This window comes from Bradyrhizobium sp. LTSPM299 (assembly GCF_000938235.1).
GTDB lineage: Bacteria > Pseudomonadota > Alphaproteobacteria > Rhizobiales > Xanthobacteraceae > Bradyrhizobium.
This window is the reverse complement of record NZ_JYMU01000006.1, coordinates 46,719-66,693: the sequence shown is the minus strand read 5'-3', so window position 1 is coordinate 66,693 and position 19,975 is coordinate 46,719. Positions and strand designations below refer to the sequence as shown.

20 protein-coding genes are annotated in these 19,975 nt (G+C 53.7%); 7 read left to right on the top strand and 13 right to left on the bottom strand.

Annotated elements, in window-relative coordinates:
- Positions 1-14 precede the first annotated feature (14 nt).
- A complete protein-coding gene (locus tag UP10_RS01320; RefSeq protein ID WP_044585647.1) occupies positions 15-638 on the top strand; it encodes a hypothetical protein in 624 nt (207 codons plus the stop codon).
- A 78-nt stretch (positions 639-716) separates the two neighbouring features.
- Here UP10_RS01320 and UP10_RS42710 read toward each other — a convergent pair whose 3' ends face one another.
- Positions 717-3,035, bottom strand: a complete 2,319-nt coding sequence (locus tag UP10_RS42710; protein WP_156179606.1) for an Ig-like domain-containing protein — start codon at positions 3,033-3,035, stop codon at positions 717-719.
- On the opposite strand from UP10_RS42710, the gene UP10_RS01315 reads away from it, so the two are divergent.
- Together UP10_RS01315 and UP10_RS46310 are read left to right on the top strand one after the other, a co-directional pair.
- Positions 3,028-3,207, top strand: a complete 180-nt coding sequence (locus UP10_RS01315) for a hypothetical protein (protein WP_197086713.1) — start codon at positions 3,028-3,030, stop codon at positions 3,205-3,207. The genes UP10_RS42710 and UP10_RS01315 overlap by 8 nt on opposite strands.
- Positions 3,208-3,221: 14 nt before the next feature.
- Positions 3,222-3,356: a hypothetical protein gene (locus tag UP10_RS46310; protein ID WP_283807612.1), complete on the top strand. Its 135-nt coding sequence runs from the start codon at positions 3,222-3,224 to the stop codon at positions 3,354-3,356.
- A gap of 176 nt (positions 3,357-3,532) precedes the next feature.
- On the opposite strand, the gene UP10_RS01310 is transcribed toward UP10_RS46310, so the two are convergent.
- Positions 3,533-4,321, bottom strand: a complete 789-nt coding sequence (locus UP10_RS01310; RefSeq protein ID WP_044585645.1) for a CHC2 zinc finger domain-containing protein — start codon at positions 4,319-4,321, stop codon at positions 3,533-3,535.
- 185 nt (positions 4,322-4,506) lie between these two features.
- Between UP10_RS01310 and UP10_RS01305 the strand changes: the two genes are divergently transcribed.
- Positions 4,507-4,716, top strand: coding sequence for a hypothetical protein (locus UP10_RS01305; protein ID WP_044537470.1), 210 nt, complete (start codon positions 4,507-4,509; stop codon positions 4,714-4,716).
- Positions 4,717-4,913: 197 nt separating this feature from the next.
- Here UP10_RS01305 and UP10_RS01300 read toward each other — a convergent pair whose 3' ends face one another.
- The 4 genes from UP10_RS01300 to UP10_RS43880 form a co-directional block, all read right to left on the bottom strand.
- Entirely contained in the window at positions 4,914-5,762 is an 849-nt protein-coding gene (locus UP10_RS01300; RefSeq protein WP_156179605.1) for a replication-relaxation family protein, read from the bottom strand.
- Between the two features lie 71 nt (positions 5,763-5,833).
- Positions 5,834-7,720, bottom strand: a complete 1,887-nt coding sequence (locus UP10_RS01295) for an ATP-binding protein (protein ID WP_044585643.1) — start codon at positions 7,718-7,720, stop codon at positions 5,834-5,836.
- Entirely contained in the window at positions 7,704-8,324 is a 621-nt protein-coding gene (locus UP10_RS43885; protein WP_156179604.1) for a hypothetical protein, read from the bottom strand. Before UP10_RS43885 ends, UP10_RS01295 begins: the two co-directional genes overlap by 17 nt.
- A gap of 237 nt (positions 8,325-8,561) precedes the next feature.
- Positions 8,562-8,981 (bottom strand): hypothetical protein, encoded by a 420-nt coding sequence (locus UP10_RS43880; RefSeq protein WP_156179603.1) that lies wholly within the window; start codon positions 8,979-8,981, stop codon positions 8,562-8,564.
- A gap of 252 nt (positions 8,982-9,233) precedes the next feature.
- Between UP10_RS43880 and UP10_RS01280 the strand changes: the two genes are divergently transcribed.
- A complete protein-coding gene (locus UP10_RS01280; protein ID WP_044585640.1) occupies positions 9,234-10,151 on the top strand; it encodes a hypothetical protein in 918 nt (305 codons plus the stop codon).
- A gap of 26 nt (positions 10,152-10,177) precedes the next feature.
- Here UP10_RS01280 and UP10_RS01275 read toward each other — a convergent pair whose 3' ends face one another.
- From UP10_RS01275 to UP10_RS46590, 5 genes are all read right to left on the bottom strand, one after another.
- Complete coding sequence (locus UP10_RS01275) at positions 10,178-11,221, bottom strand: type IV secretory system conjugative DNA transfer family protein (RefSeq protein ID WP_044585639.1); 1,044 nt, start codon at positions 11,219-11,221, stop codon at positions 10,178-10,180.
- 577 nt (positions 11,222-11,798) lie between these two features.
- On the bottom strand, positions 11,799-12,008 hold the full coding sequence (locus tag UP10_RS01270) for a hypothetical protein (RefSeq protein ID WP_044585638.1): 210 nt from the start codon (positions 12,006-12,008) through the stop codon (positions 11,799-11,801).
- 127 nt (positions 12,009-12,135) lie between these two features.
- Positions 12,136-12,414: a hypothetical protein gene (locus UP10_RS01265; RefSeq protein WP_044585637.1), complete on the bottom strand. Its 279-nt coding sequence runs from the start codon at positions 12,412-12,414 to the stop codon at positions 12,136-12,138.
- Between the two features lie 82 nt (positions 12,415-12,496).
- Positions 12,497-13,120, bottom strand: a complete 624-nt coding sequence (locus tag UP10_RS01260) for a nucleotidyl transferase AbiEii/AbiGii toxin family protein (protein ID WP_050043527.1) — start codon at positions 13,118-13,120, stop codon at positions 12,497-12,499.
- A complete protein-coding gene (locus tag UP10_RS46590) occupies positions 13,098-13,355 on the bottom strand; it encodes a DUF6922 domain-containing protein (protein ID WP_502692153.1) in 258 nt (85 codons plus the stop codon). Before UP10_RS46590 ends, UP10_RS01260 begins: the two co-directional genes overlap by 23 nt.
- Positions 13,356-13,778: 423 nt before the next feature.
- Between UP10_RS46590 and UP10_RS01255 the strand changes: the two genes are divergently transcribed.
- Positions 13,779-14,768: a hypothetical protein gene (locus tag UP10_RS01255; protein ID WP_156179602.1), complete on the top strand. Its 990-nt coding sequence runs from the start codon at positions 13,779-13,781 to the stop codon at positions 14,766-14,768.
- Positions 14,769-14,805: 37 nt separating this feature from the next.
- Positions 14,806-15,798: a hypothetical protein gene (locus UP10_RS01250; RefSeq protein ID WP_044585635.1), complete on the top strand. Its 993-nt coding sequence runs from the start codon at positions 14,806-14,808 to the stop codon at positions 15,796-15,798.
- A 1,902-nt stretch (positions 15,799-17,700) separates the two neighbouring features.
- On the opposite strand, the gene UP10_RS01245 is transcribed toward UP10_RS01250, so the two are convergent.
- Positions 17,701-19,188 carry a replication initiator protein A gene (locus UP10_RS01245; protein ID WP_044585634.1) on the bottom strand — a complete coding sequence of 496 codons (1,488 nt, stop codon included), beginning with the start codon at positions 19,186-19,188 and terminating at the stop codon, positions 17,701-17,703.
- A gap of 58 nt (positions 19,189-19,246) precedes the next feature.
- Positions 19,247-19,921 carry a hypothetical protein gene (locus UP10_RS01240; RefSeq protein WP_156179601.1) on the bottom strand — a complete coding sequence of 225 codons (675 nt, stop codon included), beginning with the start codon at positions 19,919-19,921 and terminating at the stop codon, positions 19,247-19,249.
- Positions 19,922-19,975: the final 54 nt, after the last annotated feature.

The window sequence follows — 19,975 nt, the reverse complement described above, 5'->3', positions numbered from 1 at the left end:
GTCTTGAGGTAGATATGGCGCCGGAGATTCAGTTCGAGTTGTTTGCGAACGGGAGCCCGATCGGAAAGGACTTGGTGCGTCATTGGCACCGCCGAGCTAAATCGGCTGGGGAGAGGCAGGACTACGACTCTTTTGATGCCTTCACCCGGTTGTGGACCGGGTTCAACCAATGGGGAATGAGAGTAACTGAAGTGGACACGGATGCGGAAATGATCCGCAAATTGGCTGAGAGCCCGGCACTTAGCAGAGCGTTCACTGAGCTGTTGGAGCGCGATGTCCCCTCTCTAACCTACGCCAAAGTGTTCGCTGCATTCTGGCCGATCTTCAATGTGAAGGACATAAGAAAAAAGCGGCTTCGGGAGCAATTTCTAGGGCTCGATCGTCCGGAGTATATTAGGTGGATGCGCGGTAGGCACGTACAACATCAGCCGCAAGGTAATTTCGATCGAGAGAAGCCTTCATGGAGCCAGACGATCCGGGCAATTTATCAGGTCCGGTGCAACCTGCTGCACGGTGAGAAGGGAGACTCGTCGGAGGACTATCGTATCGTGGAGGGGGCCTACCGCATCCTACTTAGCTTCATTGACGGTGTGGAGCTTTATCGTTGGCCACAGGCAGCCTCCGGAGCAACTGCGTAAGGCGGCCAGAGGATCGAGCCGCTCGGTGGCGTGGACCCTCTGAGGCAGGCTAGGAGTTCATAGTATTCAGAGGTTAGGCTAGGGAAGGTAAGGCTTAATCTTTGGTGCGAGCCAATTTGCAAAATAGTAGGCTCCTTGGGCATTGAGGTGACGCCCGTCTGAGGTGACGTAGATGCTCGCATTATATTGAGATCCACATGGGTTGGATACGTTACATCCGACGGTGCCTGTTATCGACCCGGACAATGAGACAAAGCCCATAACGTTAGGGGACGAAGTGGCCGCCGCTTGAATTGCGGAGTCAAGAAACGAATAGTTTGCACTCGAAAGTTGGGTTACATATTGCGACCCCACCACGACAACCGGGACGCCGGGCAAGGCGGCCGCAATCTGGGCGTAGGTAGAGGATGCGGCTGCCGTCAGGGAGGCGGGCTCCCCAGGTTGGCCAACGTCGTTTACGGACCCAACAATCAGAACTGCTGTTGGGTGTTGTGCCGCAATCATTGCTATACGAGTTGAAGATGCGAATGTGCCGCGAGCACCTCCGCCCCCGTTGTTGAGATAACCGGTGCTAGCCTCGCCGAGGCTGACGACGTTGTCATAACCTAACAGCGATGCCAGCTGAAATTGGAAATTGGTCGCAACACATCCTGAGTTGTTGCCGCCCACCCAGCTGTCACCAAGAACGACCAGCGTCTTCTGAACGGTATGCGGATTGGCCGAAAGAGTAAAAGCTGATTTCTGAATTACACCTCCGAATCCTTGCGCATCCGTTAGTATGCGAATCGTCCTTTGCTCGGCATCGGGAAATGTAAAGAGAACCTTATTTGCCGTATTTGCAGCACTCGAAGTTCCATACACGTTTGCGAGTGTGGAAGCAGGTTGGCCGTTGACGAAGAGCTGATAGGATCCGCAACCCAGGTTTCCGTCGGTGTAGAGAGGAACCTCGAACTGATCAGCGTTGGTATTAAACTCAACATAAAATCCCTTGTTCTGATCAGAAAGCCCATCTGATTTATTCAAGTTAGAAGTGTTGTAGATGCTGGAGCCAATGGTTCCTCCCCAATAGGTGAATGCGCTATTGGTGTAGGACGTTAGAGTGGACCCAGAAATCTGCGAAGAAGCGCCGAGCGCGCCGACTGATACGATTGGTGGCGTTGTCAACGTTTGATCGGTAGATGTCGCAAGGTGCCCCTGTACATCGGTTGATACTACTTGAAAGTGGTATGTAGTGCTCGGGCTGAGACCACTAAGGACCACTTGGTGGGACGTCACATACGCGCCATCCAACACGGTAGATGATGCATAACTTGTCGTTGTGCCGTAATTGACCTGCGAATTGGCAGTCTCATCGGTTATCCAGGTTGTGGTAGCGATTGTCAGTCCTGGAAATCCGAATGAAACGGCAGAAATAGCCGGAGCACTGTTGCGCACCGTCACTGCAATGCTTGAGGTCGCGTAATTACCCGAGCTATCCTTTGCGACCGCATAAAGCGTGTGCGAACCATCCACGACACCGGTACTGTTCCAGCTTGCCGTATAGGGTGATGAGGTGATCGCGGAGCCGATGTTGGAGCTATCAACTTTGAACTGCACATTGGCCACCGCAACATTATCGGACGCCGTGGCGGTCAAGGTGACGGATGATCCGCCGACGGTAGAGTTTGCCGAAGGTACAGTGAGGGAGACCGACGGGGGAGTGGTGTCTGGAATCGTAGCGGGAGTGGTGGGGGAGCCTCCTCCTCCAATAAATATAATCTGTCCGGGTGCATAACCTGGCAGTGGTGTCGAAAACTGCGCTGTAGATGTTGCTGCAGTTGTCGTTGCAGCATTGGAAGTTGAAGGAATAGACGACGCCCCAGTAGTTGGAGTCGATGGAGATTGAGGTGTAGTGCGAGTTAGAGCGGCAAGTAGTGAGCGCGTTCTTGGCCCGACGTATCCAACAGGATCAAGCTTGTTGTCCCACTGAAATGCGGCAACAGCCTTCCACGTAACGGGACCGTAGTATCCGGTGATGGTTGGATAATGAAAATATCCGCTGTTCTGTAGGAAGACTTGAAGAGCGGAAACATCGGTGCCGGTTGCGCCTACCTGCAATGGCCGGTTGATTTGCAGCGGTGCGGCAAACGCCCGCACCGGATGGGAGCTAATCAAAAGTATGCCGGCGGATCCAGCAAGAAAAAAGCAGAGCGCAAAAAGAACTGTTCTGGTGGTGCGAGCGGCAGCGGCCCAACGCGGTAGCATGTGAATTGAATAGTACCACCCTTCTTTTCTTAGTGCACGGTGTGGATAACACGTGATGCGAACGAAGGTTGCGGCAAGAAATATCTGTGGTAATAAGACCCCCTCACAAATTGAGGGAAAATAAGTGGCGAAGAAGACAAAGAAGATGGCCAAGACAAAAAAGATCGTGCGCCGCGAATACACTAAGGCCGATGTGAAAGAGTTGCGCGAGCACTCGAAGGCGAAAACGCCCGTTGTCAAAATTGCGAAACTCACAAAGCGTAGTGTGGGGTCTCTGCGACAGAAGGCGCTCAAGCTGGGCATTCGTCTAGGCCACCGGCGTTAGGAGCGGCACGTCGCATGACGCTGTTCAATAAGATATTCTCGACGAAGACGCTGTTGCCGATCGTCTGCGTGCTTGGCGCTGTCGTCGTTATGAAAGTGCTGAGCGCGCATTATGATTTCAGCTGGGCCACCGCGCTAGCTGCGGAATAAGAAAAACCCCGCGACTTAGCGGGGGGTTAGCTTCGCACTTTGCGGGTCCTACGTTCTCAACGCGGATTCCAAAGTCCCTCTCCGCGCCAGCGCCCGTCGCCGCTGCTCTGGGAAGATTCGCACAAAGCTATCCGAATTTGATTCTACCATTCAAAGAAAAAGCCCCCGAAGGGGCTCTAGAACAACTCAACCGTATCGCAATGCTTTGTCGCCATCAGCGCTGCGAGCATTTCGATTTGCAGCGCCGATATTTCAGTGAGGAAGCAAACGCAATTCGTGACGCCGCTTTCGTGGGCCTTCAGTACGTCGAGCACGTCCCGAACCAAGTAGAGTGTGCCGGCTTCAACGCGCTCGCCGCCGAAGATGATCTCCTGCGGGTTGATCCCGTTGGGGATAGTGAGCGCTGGCTGCTCATCGCCGAGCGATCGGCCGGCGAAGCCCAGAATGTTCCCATCCCGGTCGTGGAGGGCTATGGCCAGCCTTCCGCGGTTGGTGCCGGAGTTTGAGTATCCGGCTTTCCAAGCCTTCAGGGTCTCGGCTGACAGACCTAAGGGGGCCAGAGACGCATGCGAAGCATCAAGACGCGCCGCATACGCCTCTGGGTCAAACGCCGGTTGCTTTCTAGCTTCCGGTGCTTGGGGAACTGTGGCCCGGTTCTTGCTAACTGTACTGGTACCGTTCTGTACAGTTCCGAAGGCGCGGTCGAGCTGGTCGGCCGCTTCCTTTACCGAGATGCCACGTATATGGGCGGTGAGGGCGATCGTGTCGCCGCCGGACTTTTCTGCAAAGCAATAGAAGAGGCCTTTGGCCGGGGTGACGATCAGGGCACGGTCGCCGCCGGTTTGGCAGACGGGACACGCGCCGCGGTACTGGCTGCCGTGCGCCGCTAGCTTGAGGCCGAGCCACTGCACGGCCTGTTCGATCGAGACACGGGTCTTCAACTCCGCGAAATTCACGAAGGGCATGGGACCATCCTTTGGGTGAGTGGGGAGGTGCTTCTGCCGCTATTCTACCACCTGGTATACTGGGAGCAGATGCAGGTCGTGTGTGGAAAACCGGAGGTCGCACTGCGCCCGGCCGCGATTGGATCGGCTAGGAGTCCCGCGATCCGGTTTCCCGCACATGAACCAACAGCGGGAAGGAGAGTGAGATGCCAAAAGCAAACCAACCCGCAGCAAAGTTCCGCCTCGGCTACGTCACCGCAACCGTGTGGAAGAATGACGACTTCTTCAACACCGTGTTATCGAAGTCCTACAAGGACGGCGACGATTGGAAGGACACCGATCAGCTCGGTACAGGCGATCTTCTCAACGCAGCCAAGGTACTGCAACGCGCTGAAGAATTTATCTCGCAGCAGTGACAAAAAAGGCCCGCACGAATGCGGGCCTTTTTCTATATCGTGTTGAGTGGAGGCTCCTTTGGCTTGTTCGGCCCGCGCTTTCTCCTCTCCTTGGGTTCGGCCGGATCGGCTCCGAGTAGCAGCTCTACCGCAGCGATTTGCTCGTTAGTTCGATCTCGAAGAGCGTACAGGTCTTGCAGTTTCGCTATCGCATCCATTTAAACCTCCTGGCTGATGATGAAGTTGTCGTGTCCCACTCGCCGAAAGGGAAGGTCGAGTAGTTCGATCAGGGGCTGGGGATAAGTGTCCCGCGATCCCAAGATATCGATGCCCATGAACATCATCGACGATGAGGACATGGCGAGTTCGTCGCGCATAAAGGCCATGATGTTATCGGCATGGGTAGGGCTGGTGGTGATATTGAGTACCAGCATGTTTGGAATCAGCTCTTTGTAGGCGCCCGACTTCAGGACCGCCCGGTATTGCAGGATCTTGCGCAAGTAGCTTGACGTTGCCAACGTGGGTCTAGTGATCGGCTCGTTCTGCCGGTCGGCCTCTAGGATGAAATGAGTTTCGTTGATGGCGAAAAGCTCGTCCGGCTGCAGCACACCTGAGTAGTGATCGAAATGTTTTGGAAATTGATGCGAAATGGCGGTCGGGAAAGTTAGCGGGGCGGTGCCGATAATGTCCTTGCGGTGGCGGAACCGGAGGCCACGTTTCTTGCACGCAATTTCAATCGACATGACCACGTCGGCGACCATGAGCTGGTGCCAAAACTGGCGCTCTCCCACCCAATGGGTTGGCGTTATGCCGTGCGCGGCGAGCGCGGCTTTCCCTTTAGGGGAAAGCTCGTAAACGCGGGGGGTGTACCGATAGTTCGCGGAATTCTTTTGTTGCTCGGGTGCGGACAAGAGGCCCCGGCGTTTGAGAGTGCCTAGGTCGCGTTTGCGATGCTGTTGAGAGCCACCGTGATATGCCGCGACGAAGTTGCTCCGCAAATACCGGTAGCGGTCGAGAGCTTTGAAGGTTTCGAGATTATAAGCGTCCATGTAATGAAGATAGATCAACTAGATATTCGCGTCTAAGGCAGCCATGTGCACCCAGGCGTGGCCATGACCCGCATACGAATTATATCGCTCTAAAAATCTTCTAGCTGCGCTATTTCAAGTTCGATCCACACGTTACCCATGCTTCCATCGGGCCGCCGAATTTGGCTTTGACCAGGGATGCAAAAGCGGTAGCCGTGCTTGGTGCCAGCCGGAATATTTTCCAGATGGCTTCGCCTGTTCGGCAATATCACTGTCAAAACAGTTCCGCGCTTCGCCTTCGCCGGACTTAGGTTTTGTTGCCAGAGCAAATCGTAGCGATCGTCGTACTTGGTGTCGTCGATCGGCGCATTTTGCTTCGGTCTTTCCTGCTGCGGTGCTTCCTGCTCGGGCGATTCGGTCTGGCTCTTCTCCTGCCGGCCTTTCTGATTAGCAGCGCGCGGAGTCAACTTCTCCAGCTGACCAAACGTCAGACGGAAGGTGTCAGCCGAATGTTTCCCCCGGAAGTACAGGCCAAAGTCTGCATAGCGGGGCTTGTTGCCTCGCTCGGCATACTCGCGCCGCCACGCGTGAACCTGCTCCTGTTCGACGCGAAATTTCGTGCTCATTTCGCGCACGTCGTTGGTGTTGGTATTAGTAGTTAGCAGGGTACCGACCCCAAGTAGCGCATCGCGCAAGCTTTGATCGGGGACATCTGCAAGGCGCTGGTGAGCAAATACACAAGCGACATTGCGCTTACGGGCGAGATTAAGGAACGGAATCATTACCGATGCATCGAAATATTGCTGCACCTCGTCAACGATGAACAGAAGAGGGTGGCTGTGCATTTGCCGACCGCCGATCTGACGGTCGAGCATTTTGAAAAAGAACCGGCCAAAGAACGAGGAACTGGCCGGTCCCAATAGATGGCGGTTGGTGTTTACGAGGAGCATCCCGCCATTTTCGATGCTGTCGAGAATATTGAGGGTGCTGGTTTGCTTTTTGAACAGCGGGCGTAAGGGCGTAAACGGCCCACAGATGTTGGTCAGTCGCTGCAAGATTTCCGAATGGCTCTGACGGTAATTGGCATATTGGCTGTAGTACCAAGCCTTCACGTCGTCATCCATGGCGTCCACGGCTTGGTGCGCGCGAGGCGTCAGCTCGAGGCCTTTCTTGGCCCCATTGAGATAGTCTTCAAAATCTTCAATCGTCGCGTGATGCCCGAAGGCCTTTGGATATCCTACGATCATTAGAGCGATGCCGTAAGAGAACGGTGTGTATTGTCGGTCGGTTAGGGGTTGCGAACCGGCTTCGAAGAGATACTTGAAAGTGTCGAGCGTGGGAGCGAGTGATGGACTGTCGTCGAAACCGTTCGGGGCAAAAAGGTCCAGGCTCGGTGGATTGCTATCCGGGTCAATCATTATCGCGTCAGGAAATTTGTTCTTCAATTCCTGAAGCATTTTGTTTTGGCTATCGATAATCACGAAGCCGGGTGGGCGCGCCTTCTGCATCTGCAGTGCGATGATCGTTTGGAGCAACTGCGTCTTACCGCCGCCACTCTCGGCTAGCAGGTACGCGTGCTCGGCCCACATATATTCGGGAATGAGGTCGAGCGCGAACTCGCGCGGTGGCGTCGGAGAGAAATCACCGATTGATTCGATGCCGCCGGTCGCGTTACCACTTAGCGCATCGTTAAATCGCTTAAGTCCCTCAAATAGCTTTGCGTGAAAATCCTTCGCCTCCAGCTTGCTGTCAACATGCCAGCTCGTTCGTCGTTGATAAAGATGCGAAAAGTAGATGTTGTTATCTTGCTCAATCTTTTCCTTCTTGCCGTCCTTAGAGACAACCGTGGTGTGAGTGGGGTCAGCCTCCACAATGGTGAGCCGGGTCATATTATTTTTGCGGATGATCTCCTCTTCTTCCGGCGAGAACGCCAGGTGGATGATGAGATTGACGCCGCGGCCAAACAGCGGCTCTCGGTGCTCAATGCGGTGCTGCATCGAACTCTACTCGGATGCTGGAGCCGTCCGCAATCCCAGTGATCAGGCCACCTGCGCGAATAATGATGGGTGCGTTGCCGGGTGCAACAAACGAATCGAAATGTGCGAAGGGGTTGTAAATGCGGATCTGGCCAGTACGCACATATAGGTAGGCGATGCGACGGCCTGAGATGCTAAAGAGGTTTCCGGCGAAGATCGTATAGTTGCCTGCATCGTACATCGGAATGCAGCGGTCAACGCGGTCGCTGAAGATCGCGTCGTTGGGGCAGTTATTTTTCGATCCAGCGACGAAGATGTTTGCCGTTCGGCGATGCCCTGGAATGCAGCCGGCCAGATGCTCAACATAGATTGTGCCGTCCGGGCAGCTGTCAGCCTTCATTATCGGCGGCGGGGCAGGGACGATCCGCTGCGATTGAACCGTGGGTGCTTGGATGGGAAAGGCCGGCGTCGGATATGTTAGCGGCGGCTTCGGACCATTGGTCTGAATTGCGAGCCCGAGACCTAGGATGACAATAATGAAAATATAGATGCCCGGCGGCGTGCGAATCCAATAGAGGGCGTCCCCGGCCCAAACGTGCCAATCAGGGTTTTTCCTAGCACTCATGCGCAAGCTCAAGGCACAAATGGAACGGATGACCAATCAACGTATGTGCGAGGATCAACACATTCCGACGGGATCGAGAACTCTGAACTCGAACACACAATGAACTGATGATCGATGTGTTTGAGTGGGCGATTATGCGCGGGAGGGGCATGCCAAATCGCTGACAGAATGCGTCTGGAACGCCTGACTACGCGCGCAAACCGTTTGATCGTCTTATTCATGGCTGTGCTCCACATGTCAGGCCGCCAGCAACATCAGTGTATCGAGTTGGCGCGTATTGCCTTTGACCGTTGGCGTTCGACGCCTAGCGAGATGAGCCATTTGATGACTATTCAAATATCGATAGAGGCCGGCACGTTCGTCCTCATCGTAAAGTGCTGCGAATTGATCGAGGGCCTTGTGCCATTGCCATTCGGGGCCGCTGATAACCGTGCGGATCTCCGCTCCCCGGCTTGAACGCGCGACCAGTGTTGGCTCGTTACACGTTGGATCGAAGCGGGCGTCGATCGCGCCGAGACCCAGAACCAAAGTGACGAGGCGATTTTGAAGGTTGTTTCCTAGGCGCAGCGGAAAATTAGCGTTAGCAGCCACCGGCGCAGATTGAGAAGTTGCGGGGAAATAGTCTGCGAGCTGGTCCAGGCGGATATAGCTGTTCATTGTCATGGTCTCTGCAGTGGAGGGGGCCGGCCAGGGTTGGTGCTGGTCCGGACGGCGGGGCCTCACCCCCGCCGCCCCATTGACATGCCATAACTGCAGAATGACTAAAATGTAATGTTATCAGCGGCTTGCGCGCCAAAGGTGCGACGCTTGAGCGTCCACACTGAAGCCTTTGAGAGAACAAAACTGAGAAAGTGTTCGAACAATTTTTGGATTTTGTTACTGTACACCCTTTAGTTGAGGGGGGAGTTAATGAGTACCACCACCAATAGGGAGGCAGTTTCGGCCGAGATAGAGTTCTGGCTGAACGTGTCTGCAAGCTTTTTCCAGATTTTTCAGATTAAGCGCGATGCTGGACCAACGTGGTTTTTCATAAATGAGCTACTCAAATATCCTGACGGCGTATGCACCGTTGGAATTGCGGCAGACGCGCTCCAAGCGCGTAAGGCTGCGGGGGAAAAGCCCCCGTCCGACGTGTCCACGTATTCGCGTCGGTTGCGATCCGATGGATTGCTCAAGATTGAACAGGAAGGGAAAGAGGGAAGAGTGTTCCTGGTCGAAACGGTAATTACCGCAACGGACAAAATGAAGGATCACGTCGGAACGTATGTTCGCCGAATGCTTCGGCTGCTCTTCGATGCCACCGTCGCTGACAAGCATGCACAAGAACCCATTCCTGTTATGAACGGGATTTATGATTTCATGATAGATACTTACATTCGGGAATGGGAAATATTTTTGACGCAGATTGCCCGGATCTCAATAGTAGGAAAGACAGGGAGTGACACCCCAATAGTTCGCGAACTTCAAGGGAGCAGTGAATACTTTGTGCTGTTGCTGAAGTTGTGGGAATCTCGATTGAATGGCGACGACAAACGCGGCTACACGATCGAGCAACTACAAAACCTGCACCCCAGGGTAATGATAATTACGGCCAACGATATGGAAAGGCGTACGCTGTATCTCCAGGGATTGGGATTGCTCAAGGAGATTGGCAAGGAGCACAATGGTGATGCCCAATACGCGCTTGTCGACAAATTTCATCCAGCGTTCGAACGATATGGTGCAGTTTTCGCATCAATGCGTGAGTCACTCAGAGATCATCTGCAGGCGACCATTTCCAGCTTTGGGAATACGACGGGGTGCGATGTATCCTTGAGTTCGGCGTGATTGCTCGCTGATCAAGCTGGACTTCGTCATGTTGATTTAAAGTATTCAGCGATTGTTCGCTCGATCTTTAATCGCCGGCCGGCGTGACATGCTCTTGTGCGTCTTTTCAAAGCTCTTAGGCGATTTAGCGCCGGAGGACGTTCCGGTCGCAGCAGTCCGCGGATACCTCGCGCTTCATCAGTGGCCAATTCCGTAAGTTGGCGCGGGTTGAGGACGCCTACGTAAAACGACAGCTCTTCGGCGTCCTTCTTATTCGTTCTAAATACGTACTTCTCGTCGATTCCTAGAATCGCTTGTTTCAATATTGGCGCCAGCTCGTCTAGAAAATTGACTGTTACGGTGAAGCGGTCCTGGGGAAGGGGAAGCGGAGCGCCAAAGAATCCGTAGTCGGCTATCGCTACGTTGCCCGTGCTCCGGGCGATCAAAAGCCCTCCAAGAAGCTTTGCGGTCGTGTCACCCAGCTTGGCCCGGTCTAAATTGGCGATGACAATGGAGGCGTTTTGGAAGGTCGTCTCTCGCTGGCCAACAATATTCCTAATCATGGGGGACATGAGGAGCGTCCCTATTTTGTTTTGTAGGGGCGCCATCGCCGCCTGCCGCTGCCGTTGGTCCCAGCCGTTGATGATCGCCCAGTTCTTGGCCACGACCGGATCCGTGCATTTTGGGAGCAGCACTTTGCTGAAGGATGGATCGGTCAAAAGTCGAAGAGCCCCAAGGAATGTTTCATTATTGTCCAGCAGTAACCGCAGGCAGTTGGCGAACAGAAAATTTGATTGCGCGCCCCAACCGTTGGGCCACATCGCTTCGAAGTAAGAACAGAGCTGTTCGGTAAGCCTCTGCCGATCGTCGGGAAGAACGTTCTCAAGTACGTTCAAACCGAGCGGATAGGCCATGTCGGCGGGCTCAAAATAGATAGCCTGTTCGGTCAGATCGACCGAAAGCTGGTCTGCGGCGGCCTTGGCCAGCTCTCCGGTAGGGTCGATAACGGTAACCCCATCAGGAAAGTCCCGTTGCAAGAAATGCAAAAGCAAATCCGTTTTGTCAGTCGCACCGATGAGTAAGCGGTTCATGGGGTGAAGTCGCAATGCCAGCCCGGAAGCCAGAGCCTTCTGTGGAGGATGGCACGGTGTCGGGCATTGCAACGTTACAACACGAAAGACCAGTCCAAGTTTATTGTAGCGTAAAAACGCAAAATCCTTCCGCCGATGAAGCGGAAGGATTTTGTTGGGAAGCGGTGCGCGGTAATTCTTCCGCGCCACTCTGTTTCGTGCTGTCCCGCATCACTGTCGTCTGGGCGAAGCCTCGACTAAATCGCTTGCTCCCGAGCGGTAGCGAGTGGCTTGGCTCTTTCTTCGAACATAAAAGACACGATAGTTGTCTTTTTAGCGGAGCGCGCGATAGCGCGCTCAGCGTATGAAGAGAAGAAGAGCAGAAAGGGATTTAGTCGAGGCTGATAAGCCGAGCGACAGTGTGCGGAAATGTATGTAAAATATGTGGAATTTGAGTTTTGTGCCCTGACAAGCAGGGAGTTAGTGCATTGTTGGTCTGCTTGTCAGCCAAAATGCGGTAACGCCGGGCCGTCGGCACGGATAGCGGCGCGAAATAAAACAGGAAACCCGCCGTTTGGAGGCGGCGGGGTGCTCCTATTCAGAGCTTCGGCTGGCGAGTGGCTGCGCGAACATCAATCCACTCGATGACTTCGCAGAGCATCCAGACCCTCGGTGAGTTGCGATGCTCCGCGAGCTTAAAGCTCTTTGGAAACGTCGCGATCTCTTCCAAACGTCCCAGGTGCACCTTTGAATATCTAATGCCGAGTGCCTTGAGGCCTTTGTAGTCCACCAGTTCCTTACCTGTCATTGCTTCGACTCCTGGTTGGAGCCGTTGCAACGGCGGGGGTTACCGGCCGAAACGGCATGTTACTGTATCTGGCGCGCGATAGGCAATACGAACATGGCGTACTTATGCAGCGCACAATAAGGGGTGCTTAAGCGCCGCGATGAAGGCGGTGAAATTCCTCCATCTCATCTTCGGGAGCAAAATGGCCCACGTCCGCCGCGTCTATTCCCTGGCGGATCGCCCCTCTTTCGGTGGTCGAAAGGCGATAAGTACCGGTGCTTCTCTCAAGATATAGCTCTAACGCCTCCACTATATTCGCCTGCAGCTCGGCAGAAGTGTTGCCCTCGGTGACGATAGCCACATCGACACCGGAGGCCGTGTAAACTCCCTGTTCTTTGGTCACCTTGAATAGGATCTTCTTTTTCACCTCTATATTTTATCACGGACCGTGAGTTGCTCGGTCGAAGCCGACGGCAGGGAATGGCCTAATAGCCGGTCCAGCTACGGTATTATACGAGGTCTTCCGCAGCTGCTCGAATGCGGTCCTCGAAAAATGCGAGCAGCCGCTTGGGAGTAATAACTTCCTTCAGAAATTGGATTTCAGTATCTTGTACGTCGCCTAGATAGACGAGTTGTTCAAGAAACAGACGTGCATTGAATTGGTCTCCAAATTTCTTCTCTGCATTGGTAATAATCTCGGGCAGCGTCGTGTGACCCTCGGCAAGAACAAAATACAGGTCCACGTAGTCTTTGTAGGAACCGCGCCGGCCGATCGTATAGGCTTTCGTAGCTGCGATTTCTCGCACTGAGAGCAAGGGCAGTCCGTCATAAATCTCGAAGGGGTCAAGGACAGGGAACGGATAATTTAAAAACGTGATTTTGACCCCATGTATAGCGACCGTAAGTTCGTCTGAGTTGTTGACCAGTGGGGTAGCAGGGAAGGGGAATGTCCGCTCAACGCGCGGAAGGAGGGAACGAGTAATGGGCTCGTTGCGAAATAGATCGAAATCGACCGACAACCGATGACCAATTTGCAAGGCCAAGGCGGTGCCGCCGGCAAGATAGAAACCAGAGAAGCGGCTGAGCGTAGGCAGTAGGGCGGCTCCTTCCTTAGTGAGTACCTCTTGATGCATGGTTGAAATTCTCGATGCCGAAAACGAGCGCAGCGAGGTGACGCGAAAGTGGCTTAAGTTCTGTGGCAGATATTGTGCTGAGGACTTGGCGGAGTCGGGCGCGACCGTAGTGCTTGAGAAGCCAGCGCCAGTGCACTAGCGAGCCATAGTTGATGGCTTGAACAATAATGGACTTATCGTGCGCGGCCGGATCGACCTTATCAAAATCATACGACCAGAGGATCGGTCGAAACATTTCCGGGAGGCGAGTTTGCATGCTGTCATTGTACCATACTCGGAGTGCCCTTCGCAGGAAGCGTGGGTGCGCCGTTCTATCGAGGTAGTGGACGGTTGAGTCGTTCTCCTCAGTCTATTTTAGCAAGATCAGAGAACGTCTTCTCGTACCCCTTAACCGCAGCACTACCAGTGCGGGTAATCGCACGTGAAGCGGACTTCGCGTCCGCGTTGGTCTTTTGTCCGGAGGATTTCAGGAATAAGCGGCCCTAGCGACAAAGGTCACCCGGAGTGGCGGGTTCGGTCTCAGCACGAAGATCGACTGGGTGGAGGGATCCGGATCATTCAATTTGTTGTTGCAACCCGCCAAACTTTATGCGCTAAGTATGGCAGTTTCAATTAACGATTGTTATTATTCAGTGGGGTCGCTGACATGCGATATTGCTTGGCTATTTCAATCTTGGCCTGCCTTGCACCTAGTCTGTCTCAGGCAGAGGGAAGCGCAGCTGATACCCAGTGTAAGGCTGAGCAGGATGGTATAAGTGCCATAAAAGATAAATACCAACCAATCTTCGATAAACTGCAGTCAGAAGGCGAAGGCCTCAAGAATTCGGACGACGCTAAGAAATTCGCGGTTGATTTGAGTTGGACCGATACCAGCATTGTCTTCAGTACTCCGTCGGTAACGATAAAGGACCAGAAGATTACTTTCGGGGTTCCGCAAGTGACGATGCGGACTAGCGACGTCATTTTCGGGACGCCTAGTGTCAGGATGGAGCAGATCAAGACCGGACAGTACCCGGAATTTACCTGTCACGACACCTGGATTGGTCTTCCCTTCGGAGGAAAAACAAAGGGTCCTCCAGCTTGCACAACCACGTGGCACGACACCTTCGCAAGCGTGCCACACACGTTTATGCAACAGCAGCACATCAAAGTGGACATACCGGAATTTAAATTTGCCGACACCAGTATCGTTGTTGGTGTTCCGGAGTTTTTTATGCAGCAACAGAAGATTGTTATGGGGGTTCCTCAGATAAAAGTGAGCTCCGTAATTTTAAATGCTAAACCGTTGAAAGATAAGTCCGACCATCTTTCTGACGAGGTCGCTAGCACAAAGACGGCCGAGACAAAGGAGATGGCGAGTAGCATTCATGCTCTTTTTGCATGCTACCGGACAAATCTTTCTCAGCAGAGGGCGTCAGCTGAAGGGCAGTTCGCAGTCGGACTGGCCCAACTTGATGCCATCATCCAGAGCCTCAAATCTCAAGGCGCTGACCCTACGAACGTGACCGGTCCCGATGGAGCGGTTAATCTCGTCCAGCAGCGGGAAAGTGTTGCTAAGGCTCGTGATGACGCACTCGCCAAATTCGATGACGCGCTTGCCAAATTGGATAGCAGCGAAAAGGATGCGATCGCGAAATTGCAGTCCTGAAAACAGAATTCAACGAGTGACGACGAATGGCTGTTCTATGAAAACAAAATCGATTGTTGTTCTATTCATCACTATGAGCTCTGCTCATTCAGGCTATGCCGCCCAAACCTGTGGTACCGAACAGACCGCGATCAGCGCATTGTCAAACAAGTATTCGGCCGCGTTTGCTTCGTACCAGGATGAAAGCCAGTCAGACCAAAGCAAAACTAATGCTAGCGCGTCGTTTGACGTAAAGTGGGCCGATACGGAGATGATATTCGATACACCCACTATAACTATCAGGCAGCAGAAACTAATATTTGGTGTCCCACAGGTCACGATGAAGACCCGGGACATTACGTTCGGCACTCCAAGCGTTCGGACGAAGACCATTAAAACTGGACAGTATCCCGAATTTTTTTGTGACACCCACACGGTCATACCGAGCTGCACGGTGAAGTGGAGTGACATATCTGCAGACATACCGGAACCGTTTCTCGAACAGCAACACATAAAGCTTGATATCCCCGAGTTCACTTTTGGGGATGTTACGATTCTGATGGGCGTGCCTGAATTTTCAATGCAACGTCAACGTTGGGTTGTTGGCTTACCCCAATTTACGTTGAAGAATATCAATGTAACTACCTCGACGGGCGGCGAAAACACGCCAGACCCGTCGAGCGACGAGTCCTTGGGAAGTGAAGCATCTCTCCAGCAGCGCGTGACCCAAACGAAGGCATCTGCGTATGGCGATCTCGTTACCGCGACGAACAATCTTTACGCCTGTTTCAGAGGGGACGTTCAACGGCAGTCATCATCGGTTAGAGCTCAATACAATACGTCGATAGACGAGTTAACGTCTGTAATCGCTAATTTGACCGCGCGCGGCGCAGACCCTTCGCTGTTGCCAAATTCCGATGGTACCACATCTGACTTGGTCAGCATGCGCCAGAAGACGATAGCGGCGCGAGAGGCGGCGCTGGCATCATTAGACAGCGCTCTTGAAGGCCTTGCTGCTTCAGAACGGCAGACAGTAGCAAATATCCGCTAGCGATCGGCCGCTTTGTTCTATGTCCATTCGGTTCTCCGCGAAGCGTTGGTGGTTGGCGATTTCGGAGTTTCCGGTTAGGTCCGAATGGTCAACCTCCTGAAGGTTCACGGCTAGCTACTTAAGGATTAAGGGGCTGCTGTCTTCGTTTGTTGGAGTGGTTTTTTAGTTGGCGCACAAAGGGATCGAACCTCGGGTGATTATAGTCTGAAACAGATCCTGAGTGGTTGTTTTCGATTTCAAACGGCGTTGCGGCGGACTGCGCTCATGCCGGCTCAGCGCATGGTTGCGGTGAAAAGGAAATCGTACAGAATTGTGCGCGTAATTGGCCGGGAGAGCGATAGAGCTGATCTATTTCTTCGGATTCTTCTTCTTCAGGAGTCGGTCAACCGAACGTTCGGCAGCCCGTAATGCAGCTCGTTCTTCCCGCGCTATCTCATCGGTAAGTTTCAACTTTCGCTTCGCCGCGCTTTTCCGCGCTGTCTTTTTCAGGTACTTCAGCGAAGGGTGTTCTTTGAGGTTACGTTTTCGCCGCGCAAGCGACAAATTTTTGTTAGACTTCGGACGCGCGGACTTAAACTTTCGAGCAGTGAATCTCTTCGGAACTCGCTTGCCTATTATTGGCTTCGCACTCAGGCTTGGGCCGTTCTGTGGGTGCTTCATAGAGCCCGCCCGTTAATCTTTTGGTCGCGATAAGAAAGGAAGCCGCCGTTCAAACGCGCGGCGGCGACCACCACTCCCCTAAAAAACTCCGCCGTCGGGCTCGGCACCGTCAAGCGGCCGCTAGTTTAGCTTCACACATTTGCCGAGTTCCCACCAACAGGTACAGCCGCTGGGACAGCTACTGTTTGATTTGCTGCATGCCTGTCCACAATCAGCACATTCGGCAGTTTTCGGCGCGGAGACCAAGGCGGCCGACAATGCCGCTGCTCCAACAACGGCTCGGCCAAATGCGCGCAGCGCAGCACGTCTCGCGTCAATTTCCACCCGCTTGAGAGGAAGGGAACGTATGGCCCGGGTGCTGATATGTGCCAACCACAAGAACGATAAGGCAATAGACACCATACCGACCACTGCCGTCACATCGGAACCCAGCGTCATAGCCCCGAGCACCAGCAACCAGGAAAGAAGCATTGCTGAGAACGAGATTTGCATACATTTCGGACACATTCCAAGATTCCGAAAATCCAACATTCTCACAAAGGTCGATGCGGTCTCCATCTTCTGCGCCTTTCGTTCGGCCCGTCGGGTCAGCTGCGTTCACGTATCGAGTATGCATCCGTGACTGAAAGCTTGCAACTTCTGGATGAGACACCCGCCCAATTCGAAATTGGGCTGAAGATCACCGCGCATGTCGCGTCTTGGTCCAAGACGAACTTGGTGCGATGTCTAATTTGTCCATTTCCGGCTCAAAAGCGAGAGCGTTCGGCTAGATGACGATCTCAGAGAGGGAATGGCTCAACAGAGCCATATAAAATAGGTCGCACAAGATCTCTTTCGCGACGCTATATGCATTTCGTGGCTCAACAGGGCCATATTTTGATTTTGAGCCGTTGAATCTGACGCCGAAAAATTCGGTCATTATGAACCAGCTCAGACTTTGAATACGAGGGTTCTTGACACATTCGCATATGTGTTGTGTCGCACAATTTTCCCCGATTTAAGCGAGTTTCTGTCCTTTTTTCAAAGAGAACACACAGGGGCTGACAGTGTGTAGAGGGTTATATAAGTATATATGGAGTTTTGGTCGTTAGCTGAAAAACCGTTGTGGCGCTTGGTATAATGCTCATCTCGGGGTCCCGAGTTTTCGTTCAAACCACCCATTCTTTTCGGTCAAACCACCCACTGGTTTCGGTCAGAACACCCGGTCTTTCGGTCAAACCACCCGGTGCGCATTCGGATGCTTTAGGCTGCGTGAGACGCTGACCACTTTTCAAAGTCGGCAACGTCGTCGGGATGTCGCTCGGTGGTGAGACGAAGCTTTTCCACCCGTAGAAGAGTGGGCACCATAAAGTCAGAGACGGGGCCTCCGGTCTGTAGTTTGGCGCGTGCTAGGCTCTCGATCGCGGCTTGTTCATCTGGATGAAGGTTATCGAACAGTCGCTGGGCCTCCGAGCGGCGGTACTGATCGTAGTCAAGGCGGAGTTGGGTCTGACGCTCCTGCGATTGCCGGGCGGCGGCCGCCGCGTGGCCAGAGGTTCGGCGAGCGCGGTCCTGCACATAGCGGTTCAGGTACTGCCGGGCCCCGCCGAGGGTCTGCGGGTCAAACCGGGTCTTCCCCGCCTCCGCGAACGCGTAGGCTAGAAACTCCGGGATCTCTGCCATGCTGAGCTGCGCCAGAAGTTCCTTGGCGGTCTCGACCTCCTTCGTCGAGACATACGCGGCAGCGTCGGACTTTCGACCAGTGCGCTTTTCCATAAATAGGTACGCGACCCGGTGCGGGTCCCCCATGTCGCGGTTCTCGTCATGAAAGGTGAATCGGACCTCGCCCGGAGCGCGGCGCGTATAGAAGGTGCGGTAGTCCGCCTGAAAGCGCTCGCCCGGCCGAAAGGTGAGCACGAAGCCGTCGCGGCTTTCCGCGGGGGTGAGTGCATAGGAGCGCAGAAATCCCACACTCACGAGTTGATCCAAGTGGGTGCCCAGCTGCTCCCCTAAAATTTTTGAGCGGTGGTTGAGGACAGTGATGCCGCCGAGCCATTCAGTGCAAATGTCATCGTATCTCTTTTTGAAAACGATCCGGTCCAGGTGGTGCCCATCGTACTGCGGCGCGAACTGCGCAAACAGTCGCATGTAGAACGCCGCCCCGATCGTGCTCAGTTCTTGCAGCAGTGCGTGGTTGAGGCAGGTAAAATGTTTGTCGTTGAGAGATTGAATGATCGGATCGGCGATGACGATCGTGCAAGCGACGATCGGATCGGTGGGAGATGTCCGGCGTTCGATCAGCACTTCGTTGAAGATACTGAAGTCGTGCTCAACAAACCGGTCTTCTATTTTGAAGTGCGCGAGTACATGGCTGTAGCGAATTTGTTTTAACGCCAGCGCAAGTTCTTCACTTTGTCTTCCTCCCCAATTTTTGCGGCCGGTCATCCGGATCAATTCGCGTTGTGAAAACGAAATCGCTTTTTGCGCCGGGCGTCCGAAGCCGGATTGTTTTCGGATCACGGCCATCGCAACCTTGTGCGCGAACGGACCTGGCTGCGCGTATTCCGGATCGAAGCGAACCGCGATTCCCTTTTCAGCAATACCGCGGTTGATTTCAATTTTTCCGGTGCGACTGCGTGCGCGTTTTGGATCGTGGCAAAACAAGACGCCGAACACGCGGAGCAGTGTGCTTTCAAGATAGACCGGCTCGGCCTGTTGTCGCTGATTGTCGGTGTGTTGTGTCGCTTCCATATCGTGTCATCGAATTATGACACGGAAACAAATTGCTGCCGACCGAGACTGTGGACTGTTAGTGCGGCTGATCGGAGTGATCTTGCGTGTCGTCCCTTCTTTCTTTTGGACTGCCTAGCAAAGGCGTCAACATTTTCTGAAGACCCGCGATGAGTACATTCGTTTCGCGGGCACGTTCTGTCATTTCTTTTATCTGATTGTCTTTCACATCCATCTGGCCACGCAGAAAATCGATGTCGCCTTCTAGCCGTGCGACATAGCGCGACAGGTCTGGACTTGTCGCGACTGGTCGCGACTGGTCGGTGGTTGTCGCTGGTTCTTGTCGCTGCGTGTCGTCCTTATTTTCTCCGGCGACAGTTGTCGCGACCTGTCGCGGCAAGTCGTGACTGGTCGTCGGTGTAACCTCCTTGATGTACGCGATATGCTTCTCAACGGACGCGCGGGTGATCAGAAATTTTTCGCCGAATTCCGTCTCAACCCGTCGAGCAGAAAGGTGCTCGTTGCCACAGTATCTCTGGACGCTGCGGGGAGTGCGGGGGATGCCAGCCTGGGCATAGAGCAAAAGGGCATCGTCAACTGTAAGCGTGAACTCGCTGTCGCTGCTGGTCGCGACAAGTCGCGACGGGTCGTGGGTTTCCATGGATTGATGATAGCGCACCACCCCCGTGGCGCTGCCGGTTATCCCCAAGCTTGATGAAACCACATAGGGATTAACATACTGTATTCGTTGCATTTTTCATCGTGATATGCGCCTCTCACTCTGTGGTAGTATCGACTCATCGGGTAT